The sequence below is a fragment of the Duganella radicis genome (assembly GCF_009720825.1).
Taxonomy (GTDB): Bacteria; Pseudomonadota; Gammaproteobacteria; order Burkholderiales; family Burkholderiaceae_D; genus Rugamonas; species Rugamonas radicis.
On record NZ_WNKY01000002.1, the window covers coordinates 119,072 to 138,103 of the forward strand.

Annotated in this window: 20 protein-coding genes, 1 tRNA gene and 1 pseudogene; 15 read left to right on the forward strand and 7 right to left on the reverse strand. The window is 59.4% G+C overall.

What is annotated here, in order from left to right:
* Positions 1-75 precede the first annotated feature (75 nt).
* The 3 genes and pseudogenes from GM676_RS03705 (at position 76) to GM676_RS03715 (ending at position 3,015) form a co-directional block, all read left to right on the forward strand.
* A complete protein-coding gene (locus GM676_RS03705) occupies positions 76-402 on the forward strand; it encodes a flagellar basal body rod C-terminal domain-containing protein (RefSeq protein ID WP_155462048.1) in 327 nt (108 codons plus the stop codon).
* Positions 403-436: 34 nt separating this feature from the next.
* A pseudogene (locus GM676_RS03710) lies at positions 437-1,924 on the forward strand (class I adenylate-forming enzyme family protein).
* Positions 1,925-2,124: 200 nt separating this feature from the next.
* Positions 2,125-3,015: a LysR family transcriptional regulator gene (locus GM676_RS03715; protein ID WP_371866096.1), complete on the forward strand. Its 891-nt coding sequence runs from the start codon at positions 2,125-2,127 to the stop codon at positions 3,013-3,015.
* Here the strand turns inward: GM676_RS03715 and GM676_RS03720 are convergent.
* Both GM676_RS03720 and GM676_RS03725 read right to left on the reverse strand, forming a co-directional pair.
* The gene (locus tag GM676_RS03720; RefSeq protein ID WP_155462049.1) at positions 3,012-3,476 is read right to left on the reverse strand and encodes a DUF421 domain-containing protein; all 465 of its coding nucleotides are present in this window, start codon (positions 3,474-3,476) and stop codon (positions 3,012-3,014) included. The two genes, GM676_RS03715 and GM676_RS03720, sit on opposite strands and share 4 nt — an antisense overlap.
* Before the next feature lie 71 nt (positions 3,477-3,547).
* Positions 3,548-3,931, reverse strand: a complete 384-nt coding sequence (locus tag GM676_RS03725; RefSeq protein ID WP_155462050.1) for a KGG domain-containing protein — start codon at positions 3,929-3,931, stop codon at positions 3,548-3,550.
* Positions 3,932-4,174: 243 nt separating this feature from the next.
* Here GM676_RS03725 and GM676_RS03730 point away from each other — a divergent pair, with 243 nt between their 5' ends.
* Together GM676_RS03730 and GM676_RS03735 are read left to right on the forward strand one after the other, a co-directional pair.
* On the forward strand, positions 4,175-5,167 hold the full coding sequence (locus GM676_RS03730) for a gamma-glutamyl-gamma-aminobutyrate hydrolase family protein (protein WP_155462051.1): 993 nt from the start codon (positions 4,175-4,177) through the stop codon (positions 5,165-5,167).
* A gap of 85 nt (positions 5,168-5,252) precedes the next feature.
* The gene (locus GM676_RS03735; RefSeq protein ID WP_229262521.1) at positions 5,253-5,975 is read left to right on the forward strand and encodes a transporter substrate-binding domain-containing protein; all 723 of its coding nucleotides are present in this window, start codon (positions 5,253-5,255) and stop codon (positions 5,973-5,975) included.
* Here the strand turns inward: GM676_RS03735 and GM676_RS03740 are convergent, their stop codons facing one another.
* Positions 5,976-7,094: a YbdK family carboxylate-amine ligase gene (locus GM676_RS03740; protein ID WP_155462053.1), complete on the reverse strand. Its 1,119-nt coding sequence runs from the start codon at positions 7,092-7,094 to the stop codon at positions 5,976-5,978.
* Complete coding sequence (locus tag GM676_RS03745; protein ID WP_155462054.1) at positions 7,095-8,279, reverse strand: cation:proton antiporter; 1,185 nt, start codon at positions 8,277-8,279, stop codon at positions 7,095-7,097.
* An 86-nt stretch (positions 8,280-8,365) separates the two neighbouring features.
* On the opposite strand from GM676_RS03745, the gene fghA reads away from it, so the two are divergent.
* Positions 8,366-9,208: an S-formylglutathione hydrolase gene (gene fghA / locus GM676_RS03750; protein ID WP_155462055.1), complete on the forward strand. Its 843-nt coding sequence runs from the start codon at positions 8,366-8,368 to the stop codon at positions 9,206-9,208.
* Here fghA and GM676_RS03755 read toward each other — a convergent pair.
* On the reverse strand, positions 9,198-9,779 hold the full coding sequence (locus GM676_RS03755) for a DJ-1/PfpI family protein (protein WP_371866097.1): 582 nt from the start codon (positions 9,777-9,779) through the stop codon (positions 9,198-9,200). The two genes, fghA and GM676_RS03755, sit on opposite strands and share 11 nt — an antisense overlap.
* A gap of 199 nt (positions 9,780-9,978) precedes the next feature.
* On the opposite strand from GM676_RS03755, the gene GM676_RS03760 reads away from it, so the two are divergent.
* The 6 genes from GM676_RS03760 to GM676_RS03785 all read left to right on the forward strand — a co-directional run bounded on the left by GM676_RS03760 (position 9,979) and on the right by GM676_RS03785 (position 14,037).
* Positions 9,979-10,308, forward strand: coding sequence for a DUF6678 family protein (locus GM676_RS03760; protein WP_155462057.1), 330 nt, complete (start codon positions 9,979-9,981; stop codon positions 10,306-10,308).
* 348 nt (positions 10,309-10,656) lie between these two features.
* Complete coding sequence (locus GM676_RS03765; protein WP_155462058.1) at positions 10,657-11,346, forward strand: putative DNA-mimic protein; 690 nt, start codon at positions 10,657-10,659, stop codon at positions 11,344-11,346.
* A 92-nt stretch (positions 11,347-11,438) separates the two neighbouring features.
* Complete coding sequence (locus GM676_RS03770) at positions 11,439-11,735, forward strand: hypothetical protein (protein WP_155462059.1); 297 nt, start codon at positions 11,439-11,441, stop codon at positions 11,733-11,735.
* Positions 11,726-12,052: a hypothetical protein gene (locus GM676_RS03775; RefSeq protein ID WP_155462060.1), complete on the forward strand. Its 327-nt coding sequence runs from the start codon at positions 11,726-11,728 to the stop codon at positions 12,050-12,052. The genes GM676_RS03770 and GM676_RS03775 overlap by 10 nt, the downstream gene beginning before the upstream one ends.
* A 46-nt stretch (positions 12,053-12,098) precedes the next feature.
* A complete protein-coding gene (locus GM676_RS03780) occupies positions 12,099-12,731 on the forward strand; it encodes a hypothetical protein (protein ID WP_155462061.1) in 633 nt (210 codons plus the stop codon).
* Positions 12,732-13,134: 403 nt separating this feature from the next.
* Positions 13,135-14,037 (forward strand): hypothetical protein, encoded by a 903-nt coding sequence (locus GM676_RS03785; RefSeq protein ID WP_155462062.1) that lies wholly within the window; start codon positions 13,135-13,137, stop codon positions 14,035-14,037.
* A 168-nt stretch (positions 14,038-14,205) separates the two neighbouring features.
* Here the strand turns inward: GM676_RS03785 and GM676_RS03790 are convergent, their stop codons facing one another.
* Positions 14,206-15,171, reverse strand: coding sequence for a chemotaxis protein (locus GM676_RS03790; protein WP_155462063.1), 966 nt, complete (start codon positions 15,169-15,171; stop codon positions 14,206-14,208).
* 127 nt (positions 15,172-15,298) lie between these two features.
* A tRNA-Gly gene (locus GM676_RS03795) sits at positions 15,299-15,374 on the reverse strand.
* Between the two features lie 127 nt (positions 15,375-15,501).
* On the opposite strand from GM676_RS03795, the gene GM676_RS03800 reads away from it, so the two are divergent.
* Genes GM676_RS03800 through GM676_RS03815 form a run of 3 tightly spaced genes read left to right on the forward strand, consistent with a single transcriptional unit; the run spans position 15,502 to position 19,029 of the window.
* Positions 15,502-17,136 carry a Na+/H+ antiporter gene (locus tag GM676_RS03800; RefSeq protein ID WP_155462064.1) on the forward strand — a complete coding sequence of 545 codons (1,635 nt, stop codon included), beginning with the start codon at positions 15,502-15,504 and terminating at the stop codon, positions 17,134-17,136.
* A 4-nt stretch (positions 17,137-17,140) separates the two neighbouring features.
* On the forward strand, positions 17,141-18,322 hold the full coding sequence (locus GM676_RS03805; protein WP_229262523.1) for a sensor histidine kinase: 1,182 nt from the start codon (positions 17,141-17,143) through the stop codon (positions 18,320-18,322).
* Complete coding sequence (locus GM676_RS03815) at positions 18,310-19,029, forward strand: LytR/AlgR family response regulator transcription factor (protein WP_155462065.1); 720 nt, start codon at positions 18,310-18,312, stop codon at positions 19,027-19,029. Before GM676_RS03805 ends, GM676_RS03815 begins: the two co-directional genes overlap by 13 nt.
* The last annotated feature ends 3 nt before the right edge of the window (positions 19,030-19,032 follow it).

Sequence of the window (19,032 nt, forward strand, 5' to 3'; positions counted from 1 at the left end):
CCCGAAATTTAATCAGTGCGTGCATTCCAACGGTGCGCGGTGTAAACTGTAGTCTTCTTGCTGGAGGGAAACACCATGGCTATCACTGCGATTAATGCTGGCGTTACGGGCCTGAACGCCGCCGAGCGCGCGTTGGGCAACAGCGCCAATGCAGTTGCCAATCTGAACACGCAGGGCTTCCAGCCGGCGCAGGCGGTATTTCAGGAAAACACGCCGGCCGGCAGCGGCGTGACGCTGTCCTTGCGCGGTCAGCAGCTGTCGCAGGCGGATGCGCCCAGCGCCACCAACCTCGCCACCGAGACCACCAATTCGCTGGTCTACAAGGCGCAATTCGATTTGTCGGCCAAGGTGGTGCAGGCCGCCGACCAGAATCTCGGCACGCTGATCGACATCAAGGCTTGATCGCCGCCGGCCGTATCGGCCACAATGCGCGGCCATGGATATTCTGAACACCCTTCCCGCCCGCATTTCCGACATTCCCCGCCGCTGGGCGCAACGCGCGCCGCACGCGCACGCGCTGCACGACGTCCAGCGCCACTGGACCTATGCCGAACTGGCGGCCGCCGTGGACAGCGCCGCCGCGCTGCTGCGCGGCTGGCAGCTGCGGCCCGGCGACCGGCTGGCCATCATCGGCGAAAATTGTGTCGCGCAGGTGGTGCTGAGTTTTGCCGCCGCCGATCTCGATGCGTGGACCGTCCACATCAACGGCCGGCTGTCGCCGCGCGAAGTGGACGTGGTGCTGCGCCACAGCGGCGCGCGGCGGGCGATCTACCTGCCCTCGCCGGCCGGGCCGGAAACCGCCGCGCACGGGCAGCGCAACGACGCGGTGCCGGTGCGGACGCCGCTGGGCGAGTGGCTGCTAGGCGCACTCAATCCGCACTGCACGCCGGAACCGGTACACGCCGCGTCGGACCGGCAGGTGGCGGCGCTGATCTACACCACCGGCACCACCGGCAATCCCAAAGGCGTGATGCTCACGCACCGCAATCTGCTGTTCATCGCCGCCGTATCGAGCAGTCTGCGCGGCCTGACGCCGGGCGACCGCGCCTGGGGCGTGCTGCCCATCACCCACGTCTACGGCCTGACCTCGGTCATGCTGGGCACCCTGTACGCTGGCGCCTGCCTATACCTGTGCCCGCGCTTCACGCCGGATGCGCTGCTCGCGGCCTTGCGCGACCATCGCCTGACCATCGTGCAAGGCGTGCCTGCCATGTACGCGCGCCTGCTGGAAAAGCTGGGCGGAACGCAAAACAAGCTGGCAACGCAGTTGCGCTTTGCCTAAGCGGGCGGCTCGCCGCTGTCGGCGGATCTGAAAGCCAAGGTCGAACAACTGCTGGGCGTACCGCTGCATAACGGCTACGGTCTGACCGAAGCCGCGCCCACCGTCAGCCAGACGCGCCTCAATGCGCCGCGCAGCGACAGCTCGGTCGGCCACGCCATCCCCGGCGTGGAAGTGCGCGTGGAAAATGGCGAACTGTGGGTGCGTGGTCCCAACGTCATGCGCGGCTACTATCAGGAGCCTGAGCTGACGGCCGCCGTGCTGCGCGGCGACGGCTGGCTCAATACCGGCGACATGGCGCGGCAGGATGCGGATGGCGCGCTGTTCATCGTCGGCCGGACCAAGGAACTGATCATCCGCTCCGGCTTCAATGTCTATCCGCTGGAAGTGGAGACGGTGCTGAACGCGCATCCGGCGGTAACGCAATCGGCGGTGCTGGGCCGGGCCGCCGCGGAAGGCGATGAAGACATCATCGCCTTCGTCGAACCCGACCCGCGCCACGCCGTCACGCCGGCCGAACTGGCGGCCTGGCTGGCGCCGCAACTGGCGCCCTACAAGCGGCCATCGGAAATCATCATCATGGCCGCCCTGCCTGCGGCCGCCACCGGCAAAATCCTCAAGAGCCATCTGCGGCAGATGCTTTAATCCTCGCCCGGCTCGCTGGCGCCGTCCGCGATCTGGACGTAAATCAGTTTTACTGCAATACTCAGCACCATGCCGACGATACCTATCAGTTCCCACATGGCTGGCTCCATAAATGAAGAATCGACGCTTCACTTTAGCGGCCGCGCCGGATTTGATCCAATAGCAAAAACGGCGGCCATCTATCTCGAAACGGCATAACGGTGATTTCGCTCAAACAGTTTAAATACTTCGTAGAGATCGTGGAGGCCGGCAGTTATTCGCGCGCGGCCGAGAAGCTGTTCATCGCCCAGTCGGCGCTGAGCCGGCAAATCAAGGAACTGGAAGACGAACTGCAAACGCCGCTGCTGATGCGCGACGCCCGCCAGTTCGAACTGACGCCGGCCGGCCAGCTGTTCTTCGAACGCGGCAAGCGCATTCTGGAGGACATCGACGACACGCTGGTGCAGGCGCGCCATGTGGGCAAAGGCGCGCAAGGCGTGATCCGCTTGCAGCATTCCAGTTCGGTGATCCTGACGCCGCGCATCAGCAACGCGCTGGCGCAGACGCTGGACGAACATCCGGGTGTAACGCTGGACCTGTCGATGCTGCCGTCGGAAAACCAGACGCTGGAAATTGAAGAAGGCCGCGCCGATATCGGGCTGCTGCGCCTGCCCACCTTGCGCCGCCATCCGCACATCCAGGTGCGCGAGATCGGCAGCGAGCGACTGATGGTGGCGGTGCCGCGGCACTCGCCGCTGGCCGCGTTGGACAACGTCGATCTGGCCGACCTGAGCGAGCAAGCCTTCATCTCCATCCCGCACAAGGACCGTGGCGGCTTGAGCTACCTGGTGGCCAATCTGTGCCTGGAACAGGGCTTCTTCCCCAAGCCGGCGCGCGCGCTGTCGCGCAAATCCTCGCAACTGAATCTGATTGAGGCGGGACTCGGCATCGCCATCGTCCCTGAATGCATGCGCCTGACCGCGCCGGCCGGCGTGCACTTCGTTACACTCTCGCATGGCAGCCTGCTCACCACCGTCGGCCTGGCCACCCGCCGCGAGGCCGACCCGCTGGTCACCGCCTTTGCCGATGCGCTGGTAGGCAAGCTGGGCTAACTTTTCTTTTCCAGCACCGTGATGCTGCCATCGGCTTCCAGAAAAATGCATTTAGCTTTATCGAGCTCCACATTCGCTTCGCGCAAGGCCTGCTGGACATCGCTGACGGCGATGCGGTTCTGCTTCAGGATGTGATGGTAGATCTGGCCGTCGCGGCCGAGCAGCACGCTTTCGCCATCGATCATGGCGGCCAGCTTGTCGCTGCGCGAGGATAGCCAGGCCAGCAGTATGTTGAGGGCAATCAGGGTGGAAGCGATCAGCAGGCCGCCGGCCACCGAATCGTCGCCGCCGGACAGGGAGTTGGACACGGCTTCGCTGAGCAGCATCACCACCAGCAAATCGAAGGGCGTGAACTGCCCTACCGTGCGCTTGCCCGACACGCGCACCAGCACTAGCAGCGCGCAATACACAATCACGCCGCGCAGGATGAATTCCCACCACGGCAAACTCAGATCAAACATGGAGGCTCCCCGGAAGAGCCTCCACGGTACTACTTCGTCACGCGCAATTATGTACGCGCACTAACGCTGCATCAACGGTCGTTCTTGTGGCTTTGACGGCCGGCTTCCGCGTGCTGTTCCGGCGTGCCGCCACGGGTGCCGCCCGACGAGCCGGCGTTGTTGCCGCTGCCGCCGCGCGAACCCGAGCCGCCGCCGCTTTGCTTGCTGCTGCCGGAACTGCTGCCGCTTTGCTGGTTGCCGTCGTTCTTGTGGCTCATGCTGCCGGCACGGCGCGCTTCTTCCGAAGTGAATTCGTGCGCATTGCCGGAAGCATGGGCGGCGCGACCGCCTTCCGAAGCGATTTCGCGTTGACGGTCAGGGTCCATCGAAGCGAAGCCGCGGTTGCTGGTGTCGCTTTGCTGGTTGTTACCTTTACCGCCTTGATTACCTTGGTTACCTTGATTCGAGCTGGCCATGATATGGTCTCCTTAAGAGGTTGATCCCGGTGCCGTATGCATCAGGGGAGTGGCCATCGTAAAGCCGGCACGACAGAGCGTGTAGAGCGATACGGCCGTCCGTGCGTAGGACTTTCCTTGCTTCTTCAAACTCGTAGTCACATACTGCTCAGCCAGCAAGTTGCGCCGACGGCGGGCGAACCGGGCGACTGCTGACGTCGACGTATGGCACACTGCTGCTATCCGAGACAGACAGGAATCAGCATGAGCGCCGGACCAGACGAACAAGATCCGCCCCCACAGGCGCAGCAGCGCCGCGCCTCCGACCACGGCGAGCGCCGCAAGCAGGACCGCAAGACCCGCCATGACAACGGCACCCCGCGCTACCTCGATCCGGGCGACACCGTGTTCAGCCTGTGGGGCCGCGTCATCATGGCGCGCTACCGGCGCATCGCGGCCGCCGCCACGCGCCACATCATCCAGCGCCCGCTGCACATCGGCGTCTCGGCCCGCATCTTCCATCCCGAGCCCGGCGCCACCGGCCTGCGCAGCAAGAACCTGCAATATCTGGAAGAGTCGATCGCCCAATGGGTGATGTCGCGCGACGTGCTGGTGTTCATGATCCCGACGGTCAACACCGAAGGCTTGCTGCATCCGTCCAACATCCGCCTGCGCGACTACGCCAAGCACCTGGACGGCCTGGTGCTGCAAGGCGGCGCCGACGTCTCGCCGCAAAGCTATTCGGAAGTGCCGACCCGGCCCGAATGGTCGGGCGATCGCGCGCGCGATATGTACGAGCTGGAGCTGCTGCACGAATTCGTCGAGGCCGGCAAGCCGGTGCTGGGCATTTGTCGTGGTTGCCAGCTGATCAACGTTGCCTTCGGCGGCACGCTGTATCAGGACATCGCCACCGACGTGCCGGAATCGCTGGCCCACGTCAACGACGAGTACGACCGCAACCGCCACGAAATCAGCTTCCCGGCCGGCTCATCGCTGGCGCAGATGTTCCGCGGCCGCCAGACCGGCCTGGTCAACTCCATCCACCACCAGGCGGTGAAAACGCTGGGGCGCGACATGTCGGTCGAGGCGCTGTCGGTGCCGGACAATATGATCGAGGCGATCCGCTACCGCAAGGCGCCGTTCGTCATGGGCCTGCAATGGCATCCGGAATTCCACCGCGCCGGCGGGGTGGAGCTGTTGGACTGCACTGGCATTCTCGACAACTTCCTGCGCGTGGCGCGCGAGACACGCTTCTAAGAAAAACGATGCCACAAATAAATGTATTTTGATTGAATGGCATCACAGGTGTAGACTGGCGGTCTCGCAAATCCGGATGGCCCCCATGAGATGCTTCGCCGTACTCGCCACAAGCCTGATGCTGACCTCGCTGCCCAGCCTGGCGGACGACGTCATCCATGTGTCGTACAGCGAACGCCCGCCCTACCTGCTGCCGCAGCCCGACGGCTCGCCTGCGGGCCTGACCGGCGCGCCCGCCGTGGCGGCCTTCAAGGCGGCCGGCATCCCGGTCGAATGGCTCAAGGTACCAAGCAACCGTCAACTGGCCTTGGTGAAAGATCCGCATGGGCTGAATTGCACCGTAGGCTGGTTCGCCATGCCGGAGCGCTCGATGTACGCCAAATTCACCAAGCCGATTTACCGCGACAAAAGCTGGATGCTGCTGACCAACGCCGGCTTTGCCGCGCGCGGCATCACCAGCATGGGCGAGCTGGCGGCGCACTCCGATATCCGCGTGCTGGTGAAGGACAATTTCTCGTACGCCGGCCTGGATAAATTCATCCAGAAATGGCAGCCGGTGGTGGCCGTGTCCACCGCCCCCACCGTCAAGATGATCCAGTCGGTGGCCAAGGGCGCGGTGGACATGATGTTCGTCTCGGAAGAGGAAGGCAACTACATCCTCAAGCACGAAGCCGGCGAACTCTCCGCCAACTTGCGACTGCTGTCACTGAAAGACATGCCGCGCGGCCCCGAGCGCCACATCATGTGCAGCAAGGCTGTGCCGGACGAGATCATCAACCGCCTCAACAAGGCCATCACCTTCAAGTAATCAGGCGCCGCGGAAGCGCTGAATGGCGGCGTCGACCACGCCCTCCACACTGCCGCTGCGCTCAAACTGCTGGCGCAGATAGTGGGCGTCGCTGCCCTCGTGCGTGACCTGCACCAGATGATGCAGGCCGGCGCTGCTGCCCAGCGCCACGCCGTGCGGCTCCATCTTGCGCAGTGTGGTCAGGATGTCCTCGCGCAGCGACAGACTCTCGTAGGTTTTCGGATGAACGACGGTGCCGTCCAGGCCAAAGCGGCAAGCCTGGAAACGGTTGTAGTTGTAGACCAGGTAATCGTCTTCCGCCGGCGGCTCCTCGCGCCGCTCCAGCAGATAACGGCACAGCGCTTGCAGATACACCGCCAGCGCCGCCGCCCGCTCCACCGTCAACGGCGTGTCGCACACGCGCAGCTCGATGGTGCCGTATTCCGGCTTGGGGCGGATGTCCCAGTAAAAGTCCTTCATGCTCTTGATCACGCCGGTATGCTCCATCTTGGCGAAGTACTCGTGCTCGAAGGTGTGCCAGCTTTGCGTGAACGGCGCGCGTCCGCTCATCGGGAAGGCGAACACGGAATTCAGCCGCGCCGAATTGAACAGCGTGTCATTGCCCTGCACGTACGGCGACGACGACGACAGCGCAATGAAGTGCGGCACGTAGCGGCTTAACGAGTGCAACAGGAACAGCGCATCGTCGCCCGAGGCGCAGCCGATGTGTACGTGCTGGCCGAAGATGGTGAACTGCTTGGCCAGATAACCATACAGCTCCGACACTTCCTTGAAGCGCGGCTTGGAAAAGATACGGCGGTCCGCCCATTTCTGGAACGGGTGCGTGCCGCCGCCGCAGATGCCGATATTGAGCTGCTCGCCGGCCTGCACCAACGTATCGCGGATCACCTGTAACTGCTTCACCAGCTCGGTGTGATTGGTGTGCACGTCGCTGTTAATTTCGATCATGCTCTCGGTGATTTCCGGCGTGACGTTGCCGGGGAAAGGCTTGCGACTCAACAGGTGCAGCAAGTCCGGGCTGGACGCCGTCAGATCGAAGTCCGACAGGCTGACCAGTTGCAGCTCCAGCTCCACGCCCATGGTGAGCGGCTGCGAATTCTTGAATTCTTCCAATGCCATTTACTTTTCCTCCTGCGGGGTTTCCTTCGCCCAGTGCAGCGCGCGCTGGGTGATGACGGGGCCGACCACTTCCAGCAGCAGCGTCATCGCCGCCAGCGCCGCCAGTTCATCGACCAGCACGATCCCCATGTATTTGGTCTGCTCCAGCAACAGCGTGACGAACACCGACATCGGCGACATGGCGATACCGGTCATCAGTCCCTTGCGCCAGGAAATGCCGCCGACATGAGCGAACGCGGCCACCGCGGTCGCCTTCACCACAAAGCGCGCCAGCAACAGCACAGCGCCCAGCGCGGCGCCATCGACCACCCGTTCCCATTCCAGCGTGGAGACGGCAAACACAAACAGCAGCACCGTCAGCAGCTCGCCGATGCCGCCGAAGTTACGCTCGGTGCGGCTGAACGCCACGCGCTTGTGGCGCGCCGTCAGGCCGAAGGTCAGCGTCGCCAGCACCGGCGACACATCAAACGCGCGCGAAGCCGCCACCAGCAGAATCACACCCAGCGCGAAGGCAATCGTGCCGTCCTGCGCCAGCGCGCCAAGGCGGCGCAGCACCAGCGGCACGATAAAGCCCATCAGCGCGCCCATGGCGGCCGACACCAGCAGCTCGATGCCGCTGTGCGAGATAGCCTGCGTCAAACTGCCCGAAGTCTGGAACACCCAGAAGCCCACCACCACCTTGAACACGAACAGCGCGATGACGCTGTTAATGGCCACCAGATGCAGCACGCGCTCGGTCACCTGGCCGGAACTATCTTCTTCATTAATCACGCGCAGCACGCCGGCCGGCGAAGTGGACATGGCCAGCGAGGCCAACAGCAAAGAGGTCAACGGCGGCATGCCGGTGAGATGCGAGATCAGATAGACCACGCCAAACGTCGCGGCGGATTCAGCGAGACCGCTGACTGCGATCCAGGGATTGATCCGCAGCCAGTGCAGATTGATGCGATAACCAAACTCAAACAGGATCAGACCGAAGGCGAGATTCGCCAGAATGGTCACATTGCTGGCGGCGCCACTGCTGAGCGCTTCCGGGAATGCCTGTGCCAATAAAAAACCAATCAAACCATAGACACTGATGCGCGGCAACCGCGTCCACCGGTGCACGAATTCGCCCGACAGCCACGCCACGGCAATCGCCAGCGGCCAGCCCAGATCGGCCAAGATGCCTTGAATATCCGGCATGCACTTCTCCTTTGTAAAGATACTTGTACAATTCTGGGCTAATGCCAGCTTTTTCACCGTGCGCTGGGGAACATAAGGAAACAAATATGCTGGAAATCGTTAACGAACACGCCTGTTTCGGCGGCGTTCAACGCTTTTATCGTCACGATTCGCGCGAGATCGGTTTGCCGATGCGCTTCTCGATATTCATTCCGCCGCAGGCCGAGCATGGCCCGGTGCCCGCATTGTTTTATCTCGCCGGCCTGACCTGCACCGAAGAGACCTTCATGATCAAAGCCGGCGCGCAGCGCGTGGCAGCGGAACTGGGCCTGATGCTGATCGCGCCGGACACCAGCCCGCGCGGCGCCGGTGTGGAAGGTGAGACAGCCAACTGGGACTTCGGCGTTGGCGCCGGTTTCTATCTGGACGCCACGCAACCGGAATGGTCGAAACACTACCGCATGTACAGCTACATCCACGAGCTGCGCGAACTGGTGGCGCGGGAACTGCCGGTCGACGCTGCTCGCATCGGCATCTTCGGCCACTCCATGGGCGGCCACGGCGCGCTGACCATGGCGCTGAAACGGCCGGACGTGTTCCGTTCCGTATCGGCGTTTGCACCGATAGCCGCGCCATCGCAATGCCCATGGGGCGTGAAAGCATTCAGCGGCTATCTCGGCGAAGACCACGCCGCGTGGGCGCAATACGACGCCAGCCTGCTGATGGCGCAGCTGAAAACGCCCTTCCCGGCCGGCATCCTGATCGACCAAGGCTTGGGCGACAAATTCCTGCAAGAGCAGCTGTATCCGGAAGCGTTCGAAGCCGCCTGCGCGACCGCAGCGCAGCCGCTGACCTTGCGTCGGCACGCTGGCTACGATCACGGCTACTACTTCATCTCAACCTTTGTGGAAGACCATCTGCGCTTCCACGCGAAGAACCTTACAGCTTGATCTCCGTGCCGAGCCGCGCCAGGAACTGCGCAATCCACGCCGGATGCGCAGGCCAGGCCGGCGCGGTGACGAAAATGCCGTCAGTGACCGCCTGATCGACCGGAATATCGGCATAATTGGCGCCCGCCAGCTTCACCTCCGGCGAGCAGGCCGGATACGCCGAGATAGTCTTGCCGCGTATGACCTCGGCCGCCGCCAGCAACTGCGCGCCATGGCAGATCGCCGCGATCGGCTTGTTGGCCGCAGCGAACTGCTGCACCAGCTCGATCACGCGCGGATTCAAACGCAGGTACTCCGGCGCACGTCCGCCGGCGATGGCCAACGCATCGTACTTGCTGACATCGGCGTCGGCGAAACTGGCGTTAAGGGTGAAGCGGTGGCCGGGCTTTTCGGTATAAGTCTGGTCGCCTTCAAAATCGTGAATGGCGGTCTTGATGGTATCGCCAGCCTGCTTGTCCGGGCACACGGCATGCACCGTATGACCGACCGCTTGCAGCGCCTGAAACGGCACCATCGTCTCGTAATCTTCCGCAAAGTCGCCCGTCAAAAACAGTATCTTTTTCGCTGCCACGGTAGATCCTTTCCTGAAAGTTAAAAGGGCCGCAATGTTCTCATTACGACTACACCATACTAACCTCTTCCCCTCCTCTTTGCTCATCTCTTACCTAAGTGGAAATTCGTGAACTTTGCCAGCGCGCAAGCTGGTATGCTAAAAGCCAATTGGTTGAGTTCGACCAGAAACGAACCTAGTTAATAGAAAGAACGGGCGTATGCAGCCGTTGATGAACGATACGAAGTGGGACGAGCTGAGGCTTGCCATGTATGGTCTCGGGCCGCTATCACCGAGATGGCGCACGTTGGATGTGCAAAATGGGCACCTTTCAGATTGGGATGGCGACTGGTTTTACCACTTCCGAAATGGCGGATACAAATTCATCCAATGGGTTGAAATCGCTACCGAATCTGCTGGACAAAGGCATGCCGTATTGGCGGAGTTGACCAAGGTACACGTTCCAGGGAAGTTCACAGAAGCGGGTTTTCGAGTTCTTGGGTACGCTGAATTAGGCGTTGCAATTGATTACCTGACCGCCGACGTCTAACGGCCAAGAACAGACGCTGAAGGTTAGAAAAAATTTTACAACTCAAAAGTGCCATGAACAAAAATTTCCTTCTTACTGCTCCAATCGGGGCTGCTCTCGGAACAGCTATCTGTAGTGGATATTTGGATGGTTTTTCCAATCTGGATTGGTATCGAGTGATAACCGTCATGCTAGTTACTTTTTTAATTGAATTGCCGATAGTCTACTTTGCACGAAAAGGTAAATAAACGGTGCAATCGGCCAGAACCGGCCCTTCGAATTCTTTGCCAGATTTTTTGAAGAGCGTAAGTTGATCAAGCGGTTAGAGTTGGCAAATATCGCTGTGTTGGACGGACTAGGAGGCGTTACGTGGGATTGAGTTTATCTGTTGGCTGTATCGCGGATCTTAGAGAAAATGATCCTGAGGGAGCGGAAGTTTTTTCCGGATACTTCTCGTGGGTTGGACGCGTGCTGGAGGAGGCTGGACTGCCTCCGCATGTAGAGCCATTGGAATGCGAAGTATGGAGTGCCCAGATGTTCGGGTATTCTGGCTTGCACTATCTCAGACGGATTGCGGCGTATATTGATGCTGACCTAGCAATGCCACCGCCAGGTAATGACAAGAGTTCAAGCGATCCTATCCTCAAGGCCTATTTTTCCAATGTAACCGGCGAATCGCCAAGGATTTTGCATCGACTGTTCAAAAGGCAACCTCGATTTGCTCGCTCTTTCGATCACCTAATCGTCCATAGTGATGCAGAAGGGTTTTATCTTCCCCAAGATTTTCCTCAGGTAGTTTTTGCCGACGATGTGAAGCTTCCAGGGGGCATGCTTGGTTCGGTGCCGAGACTGCTCGCTGAATTGGAGCGTCTGGCCGAGGTTCTTGAAATTCCTGAGGGGTTACATTCCCAAGCTGAAGAGCTTTGGGAGGCGGCTGAATCTCAGGGGGACGGTAACTGTGTTTGGCAGAGATACGGTATCGAAACGTTTTCGTGTGTCGTCCTCCGCGAAGCTTGTAGCAAGAGCATGGCTTCTGGTGCTGCGATTGTATTTTCCTGAGCCCGATTTAATCCGACGCTGTCATTCGTTGTGCAACTGCTCCATTCTGCCAAGTGCGGACATTCATTTAAACGAAGGTATGGGAAACTGATATGGACCAGCGTGCGCTAGTTGTGCGACTTCAAACACCGTTTGCAGATTACCGCGCGAATGATGCCGCCGCACGTGACGTTATTCTTGCTGGATTGAGCTGGCCCACTGATACCTCGGCCGGTTATTGGCAAGGCTTGGCCGTTGAATGGATTGAGCATGGAGCTTCCATAGATGCTGAAATGGTGGAGTTCCTTAACGTAATCGCGACTACGGAAAAGCTCTCGCAGGAACTCCGGCACAAAGCTCGGAGAATCGTTCGGCGCTGGCGTTCCGACGAGCACACTTTTTGGCGTTGACCGCGTACGGCCAAGAGCGGCCGCTGGCCCATGATACGAAATTGAATATGCCGACTTACGTGAAACGATACTGGAACGAGCCGCGCGGCGATGAGCATGATGCTTGGGGCGCTTCGTGGTGGTATTTCGAGGTTGATGAAACCGGTGGTGTACTTCGTCAAATCGAGCGGTACGATTCTGGCATGCTTCTGTGCTACGGTGATCAGCATGTGCAGGACGAATTCGGTGGACTGAGCGATAAGCCCATCGATTTATCTGATGCAGGTTACACCGCAATTTCGTCGCAAGATTTTGAGGCTATTTGGCGGCCTGCATAGCTCCCGCCATCGGTCATGAACAGCCACTCAAACTTTTAAGGCTTTGATGAAATTTTATCGAACGATTTTTTTGCTCATGCTATCTCTCCTCGGTTGCACTGCCACAGCTTCGCCTGAAGCTGATTTTTGGTTATGGTTCCAGCAGAACGAGGATGAGATTTTTAACTTTGAGAGCAACCAGGAAGTTGTGTTTGACAAACTTGCGGCACGAATGCAAAAAATCAATCCATCGCTGACGTTTGAGTTTGGTCCCAAAGAAGGCCGCATGCGAGATTTTGTCATTAGTGCTGATGGCATTAAAGATGCCTTTCCCAATGTGGAAAAACTCTATGCTGCCGCACCTGAGTTGAAGAAGTGGAAAGTTATAAAATTCCGGCCACGTAGAGAGCCTTTTGATATTAAGTATCAAGGAATATCTGTTCAAGCAGCATCAGTTACTTTATCCATTGCAAGGGATGGGTCCAAGGGGGCCATTACGGTACTCATTCCGGGCTACACTGAATCAAAACATGAAACCTATGCTGGCATTGCATTTCTCCTCTTGGACCAAGCGCTCGGTGAATACGACGTCGAAACCCGTGTGGGAGCAATTGATGTTGCTGCACCTTCAGATCGTTACCGGCAAATATGTAGCTTGGTGGATTTACCGAAGACATTTGATGAGTTGCTTGGCCGTTGAGCATGTGGCCGGCTCCACTCGGCCAAGAACGGCCAGTCACCACTAAGGAGCGACGTGAAGAAAATCGATTTACTGAAAGCCTTAGCGCAGTACGATCTCTTTCAGATATGAAACAACCAGAGGCAGAACGTGACTCATTGGCACATCTGTTTGCTGGGGCAATTGTTTAGTACAAGAATCCGTATTCACATCGCACGGTTTCAATAACCGATGCTACTGAGGCTCAAGAAATGGTTGTGCTGGCGAGTCATTTACTTCGAATTGTTGATAGTCGGCGTTAGCCTTATTTCCGTAAATTAGACCTAATTCGGCCAAGAGCCGCATTGGTAATTTGCTGAGAAGCATTAACAACAAGAAGATCTTATCTTAGTGTTTTCAAAGGGTCATCATGTCAGGAAATGGAATGCCACCACCTTACCAACGTATCGCATCAACCGCTGTTGATGAGACGTCTATTCTTATTTTCGTCTCTTTGTTTTTTTTGGTAATTATTTTCTTGGCACTAAGACTAGTCTACCCTAAATTTTTCAATAAAATCACAGCAGGAATTTTTATTCCCCCGACGGAAGGACCTAGTCTGATCAGGCAAGTCGCTGAATTGAAAAGCGAGATTTATGACTTAAAAGCTCACATACAAAGATCTGTTGAAAAGCAACCGGCGTCAGAAAATACTAATGATGATGCCGCCATTGTTGATCTAGAAGCAGCTCTGGATGCAGAGATTGCCGCGCGAATTCATGAATCTAAAGCAGAGATTACCTTGGCGGAACTGATCAAAATCAGACGCGAAATCGAAGATCAGCACCTAAGCAGAGAGGCAATTGCGGATCTCGAATTGTCTGTGGATCAAGAGATCGAAAGTTCGTCGAAGGTAAAGCGCTACTTGATGAACTTATTTATCACTTTTAACTTATTGTTAATGATTAATTTTGCTGCGTATAGCGTGTTTGTTCAGAAAGAGCTCCCCGCACTAACTCAACAAGTAATTCTGGGGCTTTATGTAAGTATTGCGATATTTATCGTTTATGTTTATCGCGTCTCAAATGCGCGAGTGTTGATTTTGCTGGCAGTTAAAGAGGATAGTAAGCGATATTTTGACGGATTAAGGTTTTTAGGAGCAAAACCTCCATCTACGGAAGTAAATGAAAACGATGTTGCGATCTTGAAAGCGCTGTTGGTGAACCGCACAGAGAGAGAGCGCGGAGCTGAACATCCTTATGAATTGGTACTAAAGGGAGTGAGTAACTCTAATATTTTGCTTCGCGGCGGTAAGGTTGAGTCAAAAAAAGAGGATAAGAGGGATTGATTTTTTTGCGCTAAAGCTCAGGCCAATGGCCCCGCTAAGTTAGGTTTCGTAATAATTATGAAGGTCCGATTTGGGGCGAAAGCCGAAGTTGAAGAATGGAGTTGATCAAGCCCAATAATAAAAAAGCCGTAACGTCACCGTTATGGCTTTTCCACGCAACGCCAGCTTTTACGCGGCGACGGCTTTACCCAACACGCTGCGAATGGTGCCAGCCAGATCCTCAGCCGAGAACTTGGCCACATACGCATCCGCGCCCACGCCCTTGACGTGGTCTTCGTTGGTCTTGCCCGACAGCGAAGAGTGAATCACCACCGGGATCTTGGCAAAGCGCGGGTCTTGCTTGATCAGGCGGGTCAGCGTGAAGCCGTCCATCTCCGGCATTTCCAGGTCGGTCAACACCATGGCCACGCGGTCGGTGATCGGCAGGCCTTCGGCCTTGGCGCCTTCCGCGATCGATTGCAGACGGTCCCACGCTTCCTTGCCGGACTTGGTCATGATGAAGTGCACCCCCATCGCTTCCAGGCCTTTTTCGATCAGGTTGCGCGCCACCACGGAGTCGTCGGCGGCCAGCACCACGGAGCCCGGCTTGAGCAACACTTTCGGGCCGATGGTTTCCGGGTCGATGTCCTCGCGCTCCGGCGGCACCAGTTCGCGCAGGATGGTTTCCACGTCGAGCACCTGCGCCAGGCGGGTGTTCTGGGTGTCGCCGTCAACGCGGGCGATGCTGGTGACCTTGCCGCCGGCCGTGCCTTCGGCGGTCAGCACCTGGCTCCAGTCCAGGCGCACGATTTCATCCACCGACTCGACCGCGAACGCTTGCGTGGTGCGCGCGAATTCAGTGACCAACATGATGTTCAGACCGGTTTTTGGGGTCACACCGACGATGCCTGGCAAATCCAGCACCGTGATGATTTGTCCGCGCAGGTTCACGACACCCAGCATGTGTGGCGGGGATCCGGCCACAGCAGTCACTTCGGGCATCGCCACGATCTCGCGGATTTTGAAGACGTTAATACCGAACAGCTCGGAATGTTCGCCGTTGGCGTCGCCGCCCAGGCGGAACAGGAGGAGTTCGAATTTGTTGGAGTTGGTTAGGTTGCTGCGTTCATCAACTTCCTGCTGAACTGATTTCATGGATTTCGTCTCCTTCGGTGGTCCTCGCCCAGTATAACGTTTGCAACGGCGGAGATGTTGTGCTGGAGAACGATAAAACAACAAAAAAGGAAGCCCATGGGCTTCCTTTTAATGTGCTACTGAATTCTGGAGCGGGAGAAGAGTCTCGAACTCTCGACCTCAACCTTGGCAAGGTTGCGCTCTACCAACTGAGCTACTCCCGCAGAAGGCATGCATTATGACAGAACAATTTCCATTTCGCCAGATCTGGGCGGTAACTTTTTACCTAACTTCCAATAGTGTAAGCTTAGCCTCGTTTTGCTGTTGAGTTGATTATGAAGAAGGATGGGAATGGATTCGATTGAAGTCGTGCTGATCATGCTGCTGGCGGTGGTGGCCAGCGCCTACATCAGGCGTTTGCTGCCGCGCGCGATCCCGCTGCCGCTGGTGCAGATCGGCCTGGGCGCGCTGATCGCCGCCAAGTCCTCGCACGGCGTGGATCTGGAGCCGGACCTGTTCTTCTTGGTGTTCCTGCCGCCGCTGCTGTTCCTCGACGGCTGGCGCATCCCCAAGAGCGGCCTGCTGCGCGACAAGGGCACCATTCTGGAACTGGCGTTCGGGCTGGTGGTGTTCACGGTGATCGGCGCCGGTTTTCTGATTCACTGGATGATCCCGGCCATGCCGCTGCCGGTGGCGTTCGCGCTGGCGGCCATCGTTTCGCCCACCGATCCGATCGCGGTCAGTTCAATCGCTTCCAGCTCGCCGATTCCGAAACGCCTGATGCATATTCTGGAAGGCGAATCGCTGCTGAACGATGCCTCGGGCCTGGTGTGCTTCCGCTTTGCGGTGGCGGCGGCCATGACTGGCGCCTTCTCGCTGCAAACCGCCGCCCTCACCTTTGTCTGGCTGGTGGCCGCCGGCATCGCGGCCGGCGTCGGCCTGACGCTGGTGGTGACGTGGGTGCAGCGCTGGCTGGTGCGCCACTTCGGCGAACCGCCTGGCTCGCCGATTCTGGTCAATCTGTTGATTCCCTTCGGTGCCTATCTGGTGGCGGAGCGCCTGCACGCATCGGGCATTCTGGCGGCGGTGGCGGCCGGCATCACCATGAGCTACGTCGAGTTGAGCGGCCACGCGCACGCCAACACCCGCATCCAGCGCTCGGCCGTGTGGGACACGGTGCAGTTCGCGCTCAACGGTGTGATGTTCGTGCTGCTGGGCGAACAGCTGCCGGACATTTTCCGCCTGGCCGGCGCCTCGCTGGAGGAAAGCGGCCATGTGAATCGCTGGTGGCTGGTGGTCTACGCCTTCGCCATTACCGGCGGCCTGCTGGCACTGCGCATGGTGTGGGTGTGGGCCTCGCTGCGGCTGACTGTCTTCAAACAGAAAGTGCGCCATCAGCCGCGCCACAAGATCAATCCGCGCCTGCTGCTGGCGACCACGCTGGCCGGCGCGCGCGGCACCATCACGCTGGCCGGCGTGCTGACGCTGCCGCTGGCGCTGCCGGACGGCTCGCCCTTCCCGGCGCGCGCGCTGACCATTTTCCTGGCCTGTTCGGTGATCCTGATTTCGCTGCTGGTGGCCAGTATTGCCCTGCCACGCTTGTTGGCCGGCGTGACCTTCCCGGCCGAGCCGGAAGAGCAGCAGGAGGAGGATCTGGCGCGGCGCTCAGCTGCCAACGCGGCCATCACCGCTATCGAGAAAACGCAGATCGAGTTGATGGAGTCCGATGCCTGCATCGATCCCGACGTGTATCCGCAGGCAGCGGCACGGGTGATCGCGTTTTATGAGCACAAGCTGAAGGAGGTCGATCCCGAAAGCGAGCAGGCATGGCGCAAAACCGATCACGCCGAAAAAGAACTGCGCCTGGCCGCACTGGAAGCCGAGCGGCGCACCGTGTGGGATCTGGCCAAGCATGATCACATCTCGGACGAGATCTCGCGCAAGCTGGTACGCGAGATCGACCTGATGGAAGCCCGCTACCGCTAAGCCCATGCAAAGAACCCGCACCATCATCGCGATTGCCTGGGTCCTGTTCTGGATACTCATGGTTTCCACTTCGGTACAGGAGTATCTGCGCGATCACGATCACGGCGTTTGGAAGCCGGTGTTGTGGGAGACATCGTCCGCGCTGACCGGCACCGTGCTGCTGATCCTCCAGCGCCGCTACACCCGCAAGTACGACGCGCTGATTTCCAACGCACCGCTGCGCTGGTTCGCGCGGCAGCTGGCATGGCTGCCGGTGTACTGGGTGATGTTCGTGCCGGCCGCGTTCAGCATGCGGCACGGCGTGTACGCGCTGATGGGCGAGACCTACCCGCATGAAGGCTGGGCTCAGGTCTATCTGTACGAAGATGTCAAGATGACGGTGTTCTTCAGCATCTTCGTTGCCATTACATTCGGCGTGCTGTCTTTCCACGCGATGCTGGACGAGAAGGTGCGCGTGGAGCGGGCCAATGCCTCGCTGCGCGAGGCGCAGTTGCTACGATTGAGCCAGCAGATGCAGCCACACTTCCTGTTCAACGCCCTGAACACGATTTCGTCGCTGATGTACAGCGATGTGCAGCGGGCGGACGCGATGCTGGTGCAGTTGTCCGACGTGTTACGCGCCACACTGGATGTCGGCGAGCGCCATCTGGTGCCGCTGGAGACCGAACTGCGCATTCTGCGCGGCTACGCGGCGCTGATGAGCGAGCGTTTTGTGGACCGCGTCAGCATCGCATGGGATATCGATGAAGCGCTGCTCGGCTGTGAGGTGCCTGTGATGAGCATGCAGCCGTTGCTGGAGAACGTGTTCAAGCACACCGTCGAAAAGCGCCGTCAGTCAACGGCGATCAGCATCAGTGCCAGGCGCGACGGCGACACGCTGCGGCTATGCATCGAAGACGACAGCGGCACGCTTCCCGCTGCGGACGACGAGGCGCGGCGCGGCGGGGACGTGTGGGCTGCGGTGAGCGATGCGGGTACAGGGGCTGCGGCACGCGGCGCGGGTGCGGGTGCGGGTGCAGATGGCGCGAGTGAGGCGTGTGCGGGCGGCGCGGGACGCGGCGGGATCGGCGTGCGTAATTTGCGCGAGCGGCTGGATGCGCTTTACGGCGCGCGGGCCAGCTTCGATTTGACGCCGCTGGCGCCGGCCGGCGTACGCGCGGAAGTGAGGCTGCCATGCGCATCCTGATCGTCGACGACGAACGCCCCGCGCGCGACAAGCTACGGCGCATGCTGGCCTCCGAGCCTGGCATCACCGCCATCGAAGAAGCCCGCGACGGCGTGGATGCACTGGAAAAGCTGCCCGCCTTCGCGCCCGACCTGCTGCTGCTCGACATCCAGATGCCCGAGATCACCGGCCTCGATGTCGCCGCCTCGCTACCCACGCCAGCGCCGCTGGTCATCTTCGTCACTGCCTACGACGAATACGCCATCCGCGCTTTTGATGCCAACGCCATCGACTACCTGCTCAAGCCCTACGACCAGCCACGCCTGCAACGTGCCTTGCAGCGCGCGCGTGAACGCCTCGGCGCACGCCCGGCCGCAGCGCCCCTGCCCTCGGTCACCCAGCTGCTGGTCCCCGAGCGCCATGGCACGCGCATCGTCAAGGTCGACCAGATCCAGTGGATCGAAACCGCCGACAACTACGTCATCCTGCACACCGGGGATGGCGAACCGCTGATGCGGCAGACGCTGGCCGGTCTGCTGGAAAAACTCGGTCCACGCTTTATCCGCTGCCACCGCCGCGCCGCCGTGCAGTTGGACTGGGTGGCCAGCATCGTCAACCTGGAAAAAGGCGACGGCGAACTGCTGCTGCGCGGCGGCGCAGCAGTGCCGCTAAGCCGCCAGTACCGCGCCGATGTGGAAGCCCGTCTTGTATCAATCCGGAATAGCTAATCG